Genomic DNA, 13,448 nt, shown 5'->3' on the forward strand with positions numbered 1-13,448 from the left:
CAGCATTAATGATATCTATGTTTAATCAACTTTTTGCCTGATGAGATTTAACCATTTCGCCCTAATGTTTGTCTTGCTGACTTTCAGCATGAATGCTCAATCTGTCAATGACTCCTTAAAACTGGAGCTTGAATCCATATTGAAACGCGACCAGGCGGTTCGCGAATTGATGAATCCTTCCATTACCGATGAACGCAAGAACGAGTTGCTCGCGCTGATCGGATATTCTGAAAAAGAATTTACCAGCAATCCCTGGGGGATCTCTGTGAAACAGGACTCGATAAACCAGCAACAAGTATTTGAAATACTGGATACTTACGGGTATCCCGGAAAATCCATGGTCGGTGAGCCCGCCAACAGAGCAGCATGGTATGTTGTGCAGCACTCAGAAAGCATTGAAAAGTACCTCCCCTTGATCAGGGAAGCCGGCGAAAAGGGCGAATTACCCATGCGATATGTGGCGCAGATGGAAGACCGGTACCTCATGGACCAGGGTAAGGAACAACTTTACGGAACCCAGGTATGGGGTGCAAAACCCAAAGGAAAAGAAGAGCAGGTTTTTGTGATCTGGCCCATCAAAGATCCTGATAAAGTAAATGAAAGAAGGCGACAGGCGGGATTCAACGGTACAATTGAAGAATATGCCAGCCGCATGGATATGGAATACCGTGTGTATACTCTCGAAGAAATGGAAGAGATGTTCAAACCTGAAAACCTACCCGGTAACCAATTATAATTTTCATGGCTTCTGATGGATTTGTAAGCTGATTTTTTTCTGGTCAGCCTGTAAATATGCTTCCAAACTATATTTCACTTATTTTCCACTTGTCATTCATTCATGCTCAGATTTTTCAGAAATATTCGGTTACAACTGGTTGAAAGCAAAAAGCTAAGACGATACCTGCTCTATGCCCTGGGTGAGATCGCCCTTGTCGTGATCGGAATCCTGATCGCCCTGGCCATCAACAATGCCAGCGCGAAAAACAGCCTGAAAAAAACAGAGAACACCTACCTCTCCGGTCTGGAAACCGAATTTAAGATGAGCAAAAACAAACTTCGGGAGCTGATCGGGGTAAACCGCGAAAACATGAAGGGAGCCAGGGAAATCCTGAACTATACCAACAACAGAAATAACAAGCCATCAGAAACCCGGTTTTCTGAGTTATTGTATACCACATTCGCCTATGACATCTCCTTCAATGCCAATAATTCTCTATTGAATGAAATGGTAAGTTCCGGAAGCCTCAAAGACCTGTCAAACCCTGAATTGCGTATCCGGCTTACCAATTGGTTCGCCACCCTGGAAGACATTGCCAAACAAGAAAGAGATCTCGCCCTCCAGCGCGAAAATGTTTTAGATATGTTTCGAGATGACAACAGCAGCATACGACAGATCTTTGATGATACAGGTATCAGTGAGCAACTGCAGCTGTCTCCTTCAAATTCAGTGAGAACTAACCTGGCCATGCTGGAGTCACCGGCATTCGAAAACAATGTGCTCTATTTCCTGCTGACCAGCTTTGCTACAGAAACCTACCATTACCAGCCACTTTTACAGGAAATCGAGGCTATTCTGGCACTTATAGGAAAACAAATAGAATCCGGATCCTAGTAGCCTTACTGATGATGAAACGACTGTTACAACCTGCCTTTCTTTTCTTCCTTGTGCTTTTCTTACTTCTGGTACACGGATGGTTGTTCAAAGAGGAGTTGATTTTCTTAAACCTGCTGGACACCTATTACGTCATGGATCAGTTTTTCCTGAATCTGCTGCTTGCTTTCGTACTTTTTTTAAGCCTCCTGTTCTACATCACAGTTCAAAAAAAAGGAAAATCATGTAAAAAAATTTCCGGCAACCTCCTTATATACCTGTCTATGATTGCCGTTGTATTACTCCTGGCCATGGGTCACCTGCAGCGGGATTTGGAGCTTTCAACACGATCAGCATATGCCGGTTATATCAATCCGGCTATATGTATCTCATTAGCAGTCTTCACCCTTTCCCAGCTGTTTTTCGCTGGTATATCGATAATCAACCTCTTCCCGGCAAGGCAAAAACCAGAACCGTAAATTTTTCTGTTTATGCAAGCAGCTGAAAATGAAAACTGACTCCGCTTATAATTTGTATCTTTAATATAATAAGCCTCATTTCTTAATTTCGCTTAACTCATATCAATAAGTGATTTCATGTCTCAGCCCGCTTGAAAAACGACTGAAATGAATAAATCAAATTACACTACCTATATCCTCATGTTGGGTTGTTCTGCTATAGCCATGTACATCACCATGTATTTTCATACCTACCAGGTCGATCATATCTTTTTCAGCTGGACCCGAATGTATATGACTTTTATCGGAATCAGTGCCATGGCGATCATCATGTTCCTTTTTATGAAACAGATGTACAAGAACAAAACGAAGAACATCGCTATCGTTTTAGGAAGCATCTTATTAATGGGGCTTTCAACTTACCTGGTACGCCGGCAAATTCCTATTGGAGATGTGCGCTATATGAAGGCCATGATCCCCCACCATTCCATTGCGATCCTTACAAGTAAGCGAGCTGACATTAAAGATCCAAAAGTGAAAGAGCTTGCTCAGGAGATCATCAGGGCCCAGGAAAAGGAGATCGCCGAGATGAAAAAATATATCGAGCGACTGGAGAATGAATGAAATCATAGAAAATAAAACCTGACTTCCATATTATTACCAACTTAAAATCCCGTTTATGAAAAGAACCTCACTATTACTTTTGATGACTCTTCTAACCCTGGGCTGTAAAGAGGAAAAACCCGCTCAAACAGAAACAGAAATGACCGATCGCAACTGGTGGAAGGAAAAAGTATTATACCAGATCTATCCGCAAAGTTTTAAAGATACAAACGGTGATGGCTTCGGTGACTTTCAGGGTGTTATTGAAAAGCTGGATTACCTGGAGAGTCTGGGAATAGGCATGGTATGGATGAACCCCTTCTTTGAATCCCCTTTGGTAGATAATGGTTATGACGTGTCAGATTACCGGGCCATCCACCCCAGGTATGGTACCATGGAAGATTTTGAAACCATGCTGTCCGGAATGAAAGAACGCGACATACGCTTTGTGCTTGATGTGGTGGTGAATCACAGCAGTGATCAGCATCCCTGGTTTAAAGAAGCTAGCAGTTCAAGAGAAAGCAAATACTTCGATTATTATCACTGGTGGCCGGCCGAAAAGGGCGAGCCGCCCTACCGGCACAGTCTCTTTGATCCCGAGGGAGGTTGGGACTATGTCGAAGCAGTTGATGCTTATTACCTGCACACTTTTGCAGAGCAACAACCCGATCTGAACTGGGAAAACCCCGAACTGCGACAGGAGGTATACGATATTATGAAGTTCTGGGCTGAGAAAGGGGTCGACGGCTTCCGCATGGATGCTTTTCAGTTTGCCAGTAAAGACACTACCTATCCTGAATTTCCTGAAGGGCACGAAAAGGAATTTATCAAATGGTACGGAATGCGACCTCAGCTGCACGAGTACCTGAAAGAGATGTATAAAGAAGTAATAGAACCTTATGAGGTGTTCGCTGTGGCTGAAGGTGCGGGAAGTACCCTGCAGGATGCCCATGATCTGGTCGATGCAGACCGGGAAGAACTTCAGACCGCCTATCATTTCGAATATGTTGACATGGCAAGAACACCTGAAAGTTTTAAACTGTCTGAATTCAAGGAAGTGTTTTCCAAATGGGACAGCGCTTTTGCCAAAGAAGGCTGGCTGGCAGTATTCCTGTCGAATCACGATAACGCCAGGCTGGTCAACCGCTTTGGCAACCCCTCTCCCGAATTCAGGCGGGTATCGACGCAAATGCTCAATACCTTTCTTCTGTCGATGCGCGGGACCCCCTACACCTACTATGGTGATGAGCTCGGTATGACCAATATCGATATGCCCACCATCGAAGAATATGTGGATATAGATGCAATAGGCAAATATAAAACCGCGCAAAAGGCCGGTGAAGACATGGATGCCTTTATGCAGGTACTAAATTACAGTTCGCGGGAGAACAGCCGTACCCCTATGCAGTGGGACACAACAGCACATGCCGGTTTTACCGACGGGACGCCCTGGAAACAGGTCAATGAGAATTATAAGGAAATAAATGTAGCCGTTCAGGAAGGAGACCCTAACAGTGTGCTCAACCATTTCAGGAATATGACCCGTCTGCGAAATGAAAATGAGGTGTTGATCTACGGAGATTACCAGATGATTTTAGACGACCACCAGCAGATCTATGCCTATACCCGTACGCTGAATGCCGATAAGATGCTGGTTATATTGAATTTTTCTGATAAGCAGGCAGAAGCAGCTTTGCCCGATGGATTGAAGACGGGAAAAGTACTTATAAATAATTACCAAACCCTTCCCTTCCATGACGACAGCTCATTGAAACTGCAACCCTACCAGGCCCTGATCGTTCAGCTCAAATAAAAGGTAAGTCCCGAGGATTTCAGTAGGAGTAAATATTTTGAACGAAAGTCATGGCAGAAATTATCTTGTATATCGCCACCTCTTTAGATGGCTTCATTGCCCGTAGAAACGGGTCGATCGATTGGTTGGAACTTTTGTTGAACAAGAATCATTTAAAAGCTTCGCCTCTAACTTCCTTATCCGCAGGTTCAATGATCATAAATCCAGATTGACCTCAGCCCTTATGTCTCTTGAAGAAGCCCCTGCACGCAGAAAGTAACCTCCATGTTCCAGACTCCATCTGCCCTTCATTTCATCCCAATAACTCAGTTCACTTACCGGGAGGTTGAAGCGCACCCTAAAGGTCTCCCCCGGAGAAAGATCGGGCGTCTTGACAAAATCTCTGAGTTCTTTTTCGGGGCGATCGATACGGGTTTCAGGCTTCGAAACGTAAAGTTGCACCACTTCCTTGCCGGTATGGCTGCCCGTATTGGTTATTTCCAGATTCAAACTGATCGTATCCTTGTTAAAAGTAACCTCAGGCTTACCGTAGGTAAAATCGGTATATGAAAGTCCATATCCGAAGGGGTAAGAAACGGGCAGGTCATTCTTGTCAAAATGCCGGTACCCTACATAAATTCCTTCTTCGTAAAGGGTATAATCACGGTTTCTCACCTGTTTCTCCGGCTCGACCTCTCCTGCGAATATCATATCGGTGATTTTCATGGGCTCTCCTTCCAAAGGAAAATTGCGATGTGAGGCGTGGTCACCAACCTTTACCGGGAAGGTCATGGGCAGTTTTCCACTTGGATTGACTTTTCCGCTGAGCACATCAGCCACGGCATTCCCTCCTTCCTGTCCGCCCTGCCAGGCCAGAAGAATGGCATCAGGAAGGTCTTTCCATGAGGAAGTTTCGATTACCCCTCCGATATTTAGTACCACGATAAGCCTCTTCCCATAATTGTGAAAGATTTCAGATGCCCGTTGCAAGAGGTCAGATTCCTCAACCGTAAGATTAAAATCATCTTTCTCTCTCCTGTCTCCTCCCTCTCCTGAGTTCCTTCCTATTGTTAAAACGGCTAGATCAGAGGTCTCGGCCAGATTCGATAGGACCTCATTGCTGTAGTAGATCTCCGGCGGATCATATGGGGTGAACATGGCTTCGATGCCTTCCGGTTTAATAAACTCATCCTGATGCGATTCCCGGTGCCGTTCAAAGATTTCCACACCTTCCCTGTTAATGGTGAAACCGGTTGAAGCCAGTCCTTCCCGCAGTGAAACGGTATAAGCCTCATTGACATCTCCCGACCCGGTACCTCCGGCTATGAAGTCATACGAGGTGACTCCTAAAAGCGCCACGTTCTCTGATCCTTTCAATGGAAGTGTCGATTCATTCTTCAGCAACACCATCCCCTCGGCTGCTGACTCACGCGCCACCCTGGCATGAGCCTTCAGATCAGGATTATTGGAAGGCTTCAGACCCTTCATTTTAGGAGACCGCAGGATCAGTTTCAATATTCTTTCAGCTGCTGTATCGATATGCTTCTGATCAAGATTGCCCTGTTCATATGCTTCAGTCAAGGCATCCCATTGCTTTTTGGTACCGGGTTCCAGAAGATCGTTCCCTGCTCTGATCATGGCGGGAGCATCATTGCCTCCAAACCAATCTGACATGACCAGTCCGTCAAAACCCCATTCATCTCTTAATATTCCTGTCAGCAGCGTTCCATTTTCAGCAGTATAAGTACCGTTTACTTTATTATAGGAAGACATGATCGTACTGGGGTTCGCCTCTTCGACGATAATCCGGAAACCTTTCAGGTAAATCTCCCTAAGGGCACGTTCTGATACCATGCTGTTGTTAAAATTGCGGTTGGTCTCCTGGTTGTTGGCTACAAAGTGCTTAACCGATGATCCTACCCCGTTTATTTCTATGCCACTGACCATCGCGGCCCCTGTCTTGCCACTCAGTACCGGGTCTTCAGAGTAATATTCGAAATTTCTTCCGCAAAAGGGATGTCGGTGAATATTGGCTCCGGGTCCCAATATAACATCGATTCCATATGCCAGTGCCTCCTCTCCCATGGCTTTACCGACACTTTTTACCAGCGGCGTATTCCAGGTTGATGCCAGCTGAGTGGCTACGGGAAAAGCCGTACAGTAATAGGTGCGTTTTTCGCCTTCCCTGGTAGGTTCGATTCGCAGGCCTGCGGGGCCATCTGACAAATAAAGAGTGGGCAGGCCCAGTCTTGGAGTGGGTACAATGGTTCCTACAGCACCGGGAATGCCTTCCCCGGGTTCGGTTCTTCCCATAGCTGATGCCAACCCTGATCCCTTGAGCAAATGTATTTTTTCTTCCACCGTCATTTTATCCAGAAGATCAGCAGCTCTGGCCTCTACAGTCAATCGGTCATCTTCATAAACATCCAGCTCTCCATTACGATTGCGGTCAATGAACTCACGCCCGTTCACGGTTAATTTCCCGGGAACGTTTATTTCCTGATATTCTGATTCAAAATCGATAAAGGTTGCTTTCAGATAAAACCAACCTATAAGTCCGCCAACCAAAAGGATAAGTAGTACAGACCCTGTTGCGATCAGGAAGATCCTGAAGAATTTATTCATGGAACGTTAGCTTAAGGTTCAATCCCTTAAAGATAACCAAGCTGAACGAATCTTTTTAATAGAAAAAAGAATGGTAGATAAGGACCTACAGCATTTTTGTGGTAATTATTTTCACCGGACAGGCCTTTTGGGCTTCACTACACGCATCAAAGATGGTATTATCATGTGATTTCAGGGTATGGAAGCCCTTTTTCTCTTTGGAATGCAGCAATACGCTTTTCCCGTCTTTCTTCGACATCTGGAATTGCAGCGGCGCCAGCTCCACGCAGTAATTACAGCCGATGCATTTTTCGCGTTGCAGGGTGACCACGACCATCAGGCAGCAACGATTTTATACAGTTTATCAGAAAGCCGTACTCTGAAGTCTGTTTTAAAAGTGCAGGAATCTCCTTTTTTAGCCTGTTCGGCCTTCTGATCATCGACCATCATTTCGGTAAGCTGGAATTCCTGTACTCCGGTGGTCGGACCTGTCACCAAAAGTTTGTCGCCCACCTTTATATCATAAGCCTCAATCTTGAACTGGGCAATACCGGCTTTCGGAAAGAAATGCTCGCCTTTTCCGATATATACCTTCTTCTGAGTGGCCTGTGAACCCGGACCATCGCTCCATTCCCCGAGTTTCTGCCCCAGGTAGTAGCCATTCCAGAATCCGCGGTTGTAAACCTTTTTCAGCTCTTCCATCCACTTCCCTACCTTTTCTTTGGAGTAGGTTCCTGCTTCATAGGCATCGATCGCTTCCCGGTACGTTTTGATTACCCTGGCCACATATTCCGGGGCACGCCCCCGGCCTTCGATCTTAAGTACCTTAGCCCCCGAATCGATCACCTGATCAAGAATATCCAGGGTGCAAAGATCTTTGGGTGACATCATATATTCGTTATCGAGTTCAATCTCAAAACCGCTCTCCTGGTCGATCACGGTATACTTCTTCCGGCAGTTCTGTTTGCAGGCTCCCCTGTTGGCCGAAGAGTTATGAGAATGTAAACTCAGGTAGCACTTACCAGACACAGCCATGCAAAGGGCACCATGACCAAAGATTTCGATTTCCACCAAATTCCCTGACGGACCTTTTATCTGCTCCTTTTCGATCTGATCACAGATCTTTTTTACCTGCCTCAGACTCAGTTCCCGGCTTAAAACCATGGTATCGGCAAACATGGCATAGAAACGCACCGTTTCGATATTGGTAATGTTGATCTGGGTTGAGATATGCACCTCCATCCCGATCTGTCGTGCGTAAGCGATCACAGCCTGATCCATCGCGATCACAGCGGTAATTTCTGCCTCTTTAGCCTTGTCAAGCAAAACCTTTATTAGGGTCAGATCGTGATCGTAAATGATGGTATTCAGGGTGAGATAGGTACGTACCTGCTTTTCCCGGCATCTTCGGGTGATCTCCGCCAGATCGTCTATGGTGAAATTAATGCTGGCTCTGGCGCGCATATTGAGTTGTTCCACTCCGAAATACACAGAATCGGCCCCGTTATCAAGCGCCGCCTGAAGAGATTCAAAATTCCCGGCGGGGGCCATTAGTTCGATCTTTCCTGACTCGGTCATAGCTCTGAATTTTGCGATGGCAAAAATAAAAGCTTTTGTAAAAAGTAAAAGTGACAAAAGTCACATGACCCCTTAAATATTTCATATAAAAACCGGTTCAGGGTAAGTAGTCAGTACGTGTAGGCACTGAGATATCTTAAAACAGGCTATTCTGCCGCGATCGTATTGCCATTCGAATTTTATCTATATTTAGTTGTCTTTATACTGTTAGAGGCATATCCTCAGAATTCTATTATACACCGATGAAGAAGAATGATCTTTCCTTTTTCAGCTCAAAAGCATATAAACTAACCCTGTGCTTTTCACTTGCCATATTCTTTTACTTGTTTATCGTCTTTTTTCTTCCCTTTGGAGTAGATAATTATGATCCTGATCATAAGTATACTACTGAATTCCTGCTGGAGATGCTTTATTTTTTCATCATCCTTTTATTGACGTGCGCAGCTAACGAGTTTCTCTTAAAACCGCTGATAATCAGGAGCAATTCACCCAAAAACGTGATCCTTTGGAGCTTATGGACTTTGTTTTTCTTAAGTACAGCAGTTTATTTCACTTATAATTTTCTGGGAAACTGGCATGACTTTCATCTGAGCAGTTATTTCGAATTCTTAAGGGACTGCCCGGCTGTATTGATCTTCCCCCTGATCGCTGTATTTTTCTTTTTCAGGTATCGTTCATTACAAGACCGGGTGAATTATATTTTAAAAGAACAGCATAATTATAAGGATTCAGAACGATTACTGACATTTATAGGCAGTGGAAGCAAAGACCGGATCTCCCTGGCTGCTTCCCGTTTTTTATACGGAAGGGCCCAGAATAATTATATAGAGTTATTTTATATCGAGAAAAATGAAAAGCAAAAATTTGTGATTCGGGCTACCCTCGGCCAACTGGTAACTTCTTTGAATGATCCTGCCATCCGCAGATGTCACAGATCATTTATGGTCAATTTGGAACAGGTTCGTACCATTAAAGGAAATCATCAAAATATGCGTTTGATATTAGCCCCTTTCGACTCAGAAGTACCTGTTTCTCCTTCCTACACAGCAGACATTATGTCGTTGTTGAAACGTCGATAGATAGTTCTCTTACCCTTTCACCACAAATAGACATTTTTCACCACAAAGCCGCATTATTCCCGTAACTGCAGGGAATACCCCGCGTCTTTAAGATGTGATCAATTTCTAATCAAAAACAAAAATTTTAATCCTATGAGAACTCTAATTCACCTGAAAAGAAAAACTTCTGTTTTAGTCACTTTATTACTAATGGGAAGTATTATGACCTTTTACGCTCAACAACCTTCTTCAACCTCAATGCTGCAGGAATTTGTCGATAGCTATAAAACCGATCCGATGGCACACTCTGCCTACTTCGGAATTAAGATCGGAGACCAATGGTGGCATGTGTGGTCGGAAAGAAAACAAGAAGACTATAAAGTCGGCAAAAATAAGGAATACACCTTTCACAGCTATGGGCCTCATAAAGTAAGTCTGGCACAGGGAAAGCCAGAGAGACCCACATGGTATTTTGAGCTTGCTGATGAGAATACATTATCCAATCTTCACAGTGGAAAATGGAATGCCGCCACCGCCTCAGCCAGGTCAACAGCAGATGATATGGTTCCCCTGCAAGTGAAAAACATGGAAGGGTTTGACGCCGGGATTAAAGAAGATGCCATAGTCTATGAAGTCATGGAACATTTCTGGAAAAAGGATCCGGTAGAGATCACCTATTTTTCCAGAGACGGATCTTTACCAACCCATGGTGTAGACCATGTAGGATTGTATACCATGAAAGACAAACGAATCGGCTGGTTCAGCATCGGACCCGAGCAGGCTGCTAATGCAGAACGCGGGCTCGATAAAGGCCAGGTTCCCAATTTGTTCATCATAACCAAAGGTCGTGGAGAAGCTGATTTTGGCAACGGCCCGGTGGAGCTGAAACCGGGAATGAGCGTGTTTGTCCCCCCCTACATGAAGCATGTTATTTATAATCCCCACAGTGAACCTCTCGAAGGAATCGTAATATTGTTCGGAGATAATATTGATTTTGCTGAAGGCAAGTCATACATGGATTTCCTGGAAGAACAACATGACTTTTACCAGCGCTACGACCCAAATGTTCAAAATTGATATTTTGATGGTGGATGATGGGTAAAGCCGTAACAAAACAGAGGTTTCGGTTTTACCCTTTTCTACTTCAGCTCTCAATTATTTTCCTCACAAATTTATCAGAAAGGAGGCTGTTTTTTCATCAGATCTCATGGAAAGGATCTGTTAAGAGGCAATACTTTTTCTGGTTATTTTATTATCGGGATGGAACACCCCACTTCGGAAAACTATACGTAAATACCTGAATAAATTGCAGGTAACAGCCATCTGATTTGCTGTATGAAATCGTTATAATAAGATAAATACCCGTCTTTTTTTTGACCTTTCTTTATTTATTGGAAAATTGGCTTATAATAGTCAGCATGAAACAAACAAGTTCACCCCCTTTTGCCCGGATAGCCGGAATCAGCTATATCATTATTTTCCTTGCGGCGATCTTCGCAAACTTTTTCGTACTTGAATCGCTTATCCAGGCACCGGTGCCCACCCTGGAAGACCACCCTATGGTGGTACGGTGGGGAATCATGGCTTTTCTGATCACCGCAGTTCTGGATGTGGTGGTTGCCTGGGGACTCTATGAACTTTTCAAAGACCGCTTTCTGTCATTGCTAAGCAGCTGCTTCAGGCTTATTCATGCGATAGTAATGGGGGCTGCCGTTTTTGCCTTACCTCCGGTTTTTGAAGCTGAAGGAGCAAAAGAGATCCTGGATCAGATAACGCTCTTTAATAACATCTGGCTCATCGGCTTGTTCTTTTTTGGTATCCACCTGATTCTCCTGGCCAGGGTCATGAAAAAACCGCTATTTATAACCGTATTGTTAACACTGGCCGGGATTGCCTACATCACCGATACAACGGCGCATTTTCTAATGGAAAATTACGCCGATTATGAATCGGTATTCCTTATGCTCGTGGCAATACCCGGTGTTTTAGGAGAAATGTCGCTGGCGGTTTGGTTATTGATCAAAGACGGCAGAAGTGACCTTCATAAATAATAGGCACAAAAGTAATCCCGGTGGCTGCTCCATTACCGAATTGATATAACTTCCTGAATTTTATTTCTTTATTACAAGAATTATTACTTACTTTGAATCACAAAGTACTTTTAAATGGAAGAAAATTATCTTGATGATCTGAAAACGATCAGGCAACTGATGAATCGCTCCTCCCGATTCCTGTCTCTCAGCGGAATTTCAGGAGTGGCTGCCGGAATAGTCGGAATCGCCGCAGCATGGTTTTTTGAGCAATACTTTTTAACCACAGAAAATTGGCTGGTATATCAGGCTGTCAGCATAAATGCTGAACAGCGACTGCTGTTAGTGGTAACAGCACTGGCTGCCCTGTTTACAGCAATAGGTCTCGTGCTATTCTTCACCTGGAAAGAGACAAAGAAAAACGGGGAGAAGGTCTGGGACCTTCAAAGCAAACGGCTACTGATCAACCTGGGAATCCCTTTAGTGAGCGGAGGTATATTCTGCCTGATGGTACTGGATAAAGGATACATAGGATGGTTACCCGCTTTGACCCTGATCTTTTATGGTTGTGCCCTGGTCAACGGCAGTAAATACACGGTCGACGAAATACGAACGTTGGGACTGATCGAAATTCTAACCGGCTTACTGGCCTTTTATTTCATTTCTTTCAGTGTCTATCTCTGGGGAATCGGGTTTGGATTAATGCATCTCATTTACGGAATAATCATTTACAAGAAGCGTCGTTCGTGAAAGCCATTCTGAAAGATCTTGACAAAGCTTTTGAGAACAGGATACGGCTGGGTATCATGGCAGCGCTTATGGTTAATGATCACCTTGATTTCAATACCCTAAAGGCGCTTCTGGAGGTCACAGACGGCAACCTGGCCAGTCATCTCAAATACCTGGAAAAGAACAACTATATCACCCTGGAGAAAGAATTCGTAGACCGAAAGCCCCACACCAAGTATTTCAAGACCCACGCAGGTAAGAAAGCCTTTGAAGACCATTTGAATGCCATTGAACAACTTATCGCTGAAAACCGAAGATCATGAAAACAGGCACTGGTATTAGTAAACTTACTGATCACATATTATTTGTGCTTTTTGTTTGTTTGGGAATTCTGAACTGGATTTTGATCGACCCAAGACCAGGTATTTTTTATCTGGTCTTCAGCCTGTTATACATGCCCCCGCTCACCAACATGATCTGCAACAAACTCGGAGTGCCCTTTCCATTTTGGTTGCGTTTCATCTTTGCTCTATTACTGCTCTGGGCAACCCTTGCGGTAGGAGATCTTGCTGAGTTGGCCGGACTATGAAAAAGAAAACACCTATCATCAACTGAAATATTAATTCATTAAACTAAATCAATATGACACCCAATCAAAGATTAACGGGAATCCTGGTGACCATAGGATGTATCTTATTACTTCCTCTTGTAGCCATGCAGTTCACCAATGAGGTAAACTGGACAACTTCAGACTTCATCATTATGGGCATTCTCCTTTTGACAACAGGCCCGCTCTGTGAATTTATTTTAAGACGAGTAACATCGCTGCGATTTCGTCTTGGACTTTGCCTGTTAATTCTATTTCTTTCTTTCCTGATATGGGCCGAACTCGCCGTCGGGATCTTCGGGACCCCCTTTGCAGGCAGCTGATAAAGCGTAGCCATCATTTTTTCTTTTCAGCAATCAGAACTGGTGTGATCTTTGTGGCTTAAAAAACAGCTTCAT

General features: G+C 44.1%; 15 protein-coding genes. 12 read left to right on the top strand and 3 right to left on the bottom strand.

From position 1 onward, the window contains the following. Positions 1 to 64: 64 nt before the first annotated feature. The 5 genes from K7R10_RS10890 to K7R10_RS10910 all read left to right on the top strand — a co-directional run bounded on the left by K7R10_RS10890 (position 65) and on the right by K7R10_RS10910 (position 4,465). The gene (locus K7R10_RS10890) at positions 65 to 736 is read left to right on the top strand and encodes a DUF6624 domain-containing protein (RefSeq protein WP_224484740.1); all 672 of its coding nucleotides are present in this window, start codon (positions 65 to 67) and stop codon (positions 734 to 736) included. 102 nt (positions 737 to 838) lie between these two features. Next, on the top strand, positions 839 to 1,612 hold the full coding sequence (locus tag K7R10_RS10895; protein ID WP_224484741.1) for a DUF6090 family protein: 774 nt from the start codon (positions 839 to 841) through the stop codon (positions 1,610 to 1,612). Positions 1,613 to 1,623: 11 nt separating this feature from the next. After that, a complete protein-coding gene (locus K7R10_RS10900) occupies positions 1,624 to 2,070 on the top strand; it encodes a hypothetical protein (RefSeq protein WP_224484742.1) in 447 nt (148 codons plus the stop codon). A gap of 147 nt (positions 2,071 to 2,217) precedes the next feature. Continuing rightward, positions 2,218 to 2,673, top strand: coding sequence for a DUF305 domain-containing protein (locus tag K7R10_RS10905; protein ID WP_224484743.1), 456 nt, complete (start codon positions 2,218 to 2,220; stop codon positions 2,671 to 2,673). A 55-nt stretch (positions 2,674 to 2,728) separates the two neighbouring features. Next, the gene (locus K7R10_RS10910) at positions 2,729 to 4,465 is read left to right on the top strand and encodes a glycoside hydrolase family 13 protein (protein WP_224484744.1); all 1,737 of its coding nucleotides are present in this window, start codon (positions 2,729 to 2,731) and stop codon (positions 4,463 to 4,465) included. A gap of 195 nt (positions 4,466 to 4,660) precedes the next feature. Here the strand turns inward: K7R10_RS10910 and K7R10_RS10915 are convergent, their stop codons facing one another. From K7R10_RS10915 to K7R10_RS10925, 3 genes are all read right to left on the bottom strand, one after another. Beyond that, complete coding sequence (locus K7R10_RS10915; RefSeq protein WP_224484745.1) at positions 4,661 to 7,069, bottom strand: beta-glucosidase; 2,409 nt, start codon at positions 7,067 to 7,069, stop codon at positions 4,661 to 4,663. Positions 7,070 to 7,154: 85 nt separating this feature from the next. Then, complete coding sequence (locus tag K7R10_RS10920) at positions 7,155 to 7,385, bottom strand: ferredoxin (RefSeq protein ID WP_224484746.1); 231 nt, start codon at positions 7,383 to 7,385, stop codon at positions 7,155 to 7,157. After that, on the bottom strand, positions 7,385 to 8,626 hold the full coding sequence (locus K7R10_RS10925) for a peptidase U32 family protein (protein ID WP_224484747.1): 1,242 nt from the start codon (positions 8,624 to 8,626) through the stop codon (positions 7,385 to 7,387). Before K7R10_RS10925 ends, K7R10_RS10920 begins: the two co-directional genes overlap by 1 nt. A gap of 242 nt (positions 8,627 to 8,868) precedes the next feature. Between K7R10_RS10925 and K7R10_RS10930 the strand changes: the two genes are divergently transcribed. The 7 genes from K7R10_RS10930 (at position 8,869) to K7R10_RS10960 (ending at position 13,373) form a co-directional block, all read left to right on the top strand. After that, the gene (locus K7R10_RS10930) at positions 8,869 to 9,705 is read left to right on the top strand and encodes a LytTR family DNA-binding domain-containing protein (RefSeq protein ID WP_224484748.1); all 837 of its coding nucleotides are present in this window, start codon (positions 8,869 to 8,871) and stop codon (positions 9,703 to 9,705) included. Positions 9,706 to 9,837: 132 nt separating this feature from the next. Beyond that, positions 9,838 to 10,761: a cupin domain-containing protein gene (locus K7R10_RS10935; protein WP_224484749.1), complete on the top strand. Its 924-nt coding sequence runs from the start codon at positions 9,838 to 9,840 to the stop codon at positions 10,759 to 10,761. A 341-nt stretch (positions 10,762 to 11,102) separates the two neighbouring features. Next, a complete protein-coding gene (locus K7R10_RS10940) occupies positions 11,103 to 11,735 on the top strand; it encodes a DUF4386 domain-containing protein (RefSeq protein ID WP_224484750.1) in 633 nt (210 codons plus the stop codon). Positions 11,736 to 11,849: 114 nt separating this feature from the next. After that, the gene (locus tag K7R10_RS10945) at positions 11,850 to 12,464 is read left to right on the top strand and encodes a hypothetical protein (protein WP_224484751.1); all 615 of its coding nucleotides are present in this window, start codon (positions 11,850 to 11,852) and stop codon (positions 12,462 to 12,464) included. Next, positions 12,461 to 12,766, top strand: a complete 306-nt coding sequence (locus K7R10_RS10950) for a winged helix-turn-helix domain-containing protein (protein ID WP_224484752.1) — start codon at positions 12,461 to 12,463, stop codon at positions 12,764 to 12,766. The genes K7R10_RS10945 and K7R10_RS10950 overlap by 4 nt, the downstream gene beginning before the upstream one ends. Further along, positions 12,763 to 13,032 carry a hypothetical protein gene (locus K7R10_RS10955; RefSeq protein WP_224484753.1) on the top strand — a complete coding sequence of 90 codons (270 nt, stop codon included), beginning with the start codon at positions 12,763 to 12,765 and terminating at the stop codon, positions 13,030 to 13,032. Before K7R10_RS10950 ends, K7R10_RS10955 begins: the two co-directional genes overlap by 4 nt. Before the next feature lie 53 nt (positions 13,033 to 13,085). Beyond that, positions 13,086 to 13,373 carry a hypothetical protein gene (locus tag K7R10_RS10960; protein ID WP_224484754.1) on the top strand — a complete coding sequence of 96 codons (288 nt, stop codon included), beginning with the start codon at positions 13,086 to 13,088 and terminating at the stop codon, positions 13,371 to 13,373. Positions 13,374 to 13,448: the final 75 nt, after the last annotated feature.

The sequence above is a fragment of the Robertkochia aurantiaca genome (assembly GCF_020166495.1).
GTDB lineage: Bacteria > Bacteroidota > Bacteroidia > Flavobacteriales > Flavobacteriaceae > Robertkochia > Robertkochia aurantiaca.

What these genes read in the sequence shown, in the direction of transcription:
- K7R10_RS10930 (WP_224484748.1), top strand. Translation starts at nt 8,869, where the DNA reads ATGAAGAAGAATGATCTTTCCTTTTTCAGCTCAAAAGCATATAAACTA.
- K7R10_RS10960 (WP_224484754.1), top strand. Translation starts at nt 13,086, where the DNA reads ATGACACCCAATCAAAGATTAACGGGAATCCTGGTGACCATAGGATGT.
- K7R10_RS10905 (WP_224484743.1), top strand. Translation starts at nt 2,218, where the DNA reads ATGAATAAATCAAATTACACTACCTATATCCTCATGTTGGGTTGTTCT.
- K7R10_RS10940 (WP_224484750.1), top strand. Translation starts at nt 11,103, where the DNA reads ATGAAACAAACAAGTTCACCCCCTTTTGCCCGGATAGCCGGAATCAGC.
- K7R10_RS10900 (WP_224484742.1), top strand. Translation starts at nt 1,624, where the DNA reads ATGATGAAACGACTGTTACAACCTGCCTTTCTTTTCTTCCTTGTGCTT.
- K7R10_RS10890 (WP_224484740.1), top strand. Translation starts at nt 65, where the DNA reads ATGTTTGTCTTGCTGACTTTCAGCATGAATGCTCAATCTGTCAATGAC.
- K7R10_RS10955 (WP_224484753.1), top strand. Translation starts at nt 12,763, where the DNA reads ATGAAAACAGGCACTGGTATTAGTAAACTTACTGATCACATATTATTT.
- K7R10_RS10925 (WP_224484747.1), bottom strand. Translation starts at nt 8,626, where the DNA reads ATGACCGAGTCAGGAAAGATCGAACTAATGGCCCCCGCCGGGAATTTT.
- K7R10_RS10935 (WP_224484749.1), top strand. Translation starts at nt 9,838, where the DNA reads ATGAGAACTCTAATTCACCTGAAAAGAAAAACTTCTGTTTTAGTCACT.
- K7R10_RS10915 (WP_224484745.1), bottom strand. Translation starts at nt 7,069, where the DNA reads ATGAATAAATTCTTCAGGATCTTCCTGATCGCAACAGGGTCTGTACTA.
- K7R10_RS10910 (WP_224484744.1), top strand. Translation starts at nt 2,729, where the DNA reads ATGAAAAGAACCTCACTATTACTTTTGATGACTCTTCTAACCCTGGGC.
- K7R10_RS10895 (WP_224484741.1), top strand. Translation starts at nt 839, where the DNA reads ATGCTCAGATTTTTCAGAAATATTCGGTTACAACTGGTTGAAAGCAAA.
- K7R10_RS10920 (WP_224484746.1), bottom strand. Translation starts at nt 7,385, where the DNA reads ATGGTCGTGGTCACCCTGCAACGCGAAAAATGCATCGGCTGTAATTAC.
- K7R10_RS10945 (WP_224484751.1), top strand. Translation starts at nt 11,850, where the DNA reads ATGGAAGAAAATTATCTTGATGATCTGAAAACGATCAGGCAACTGATG.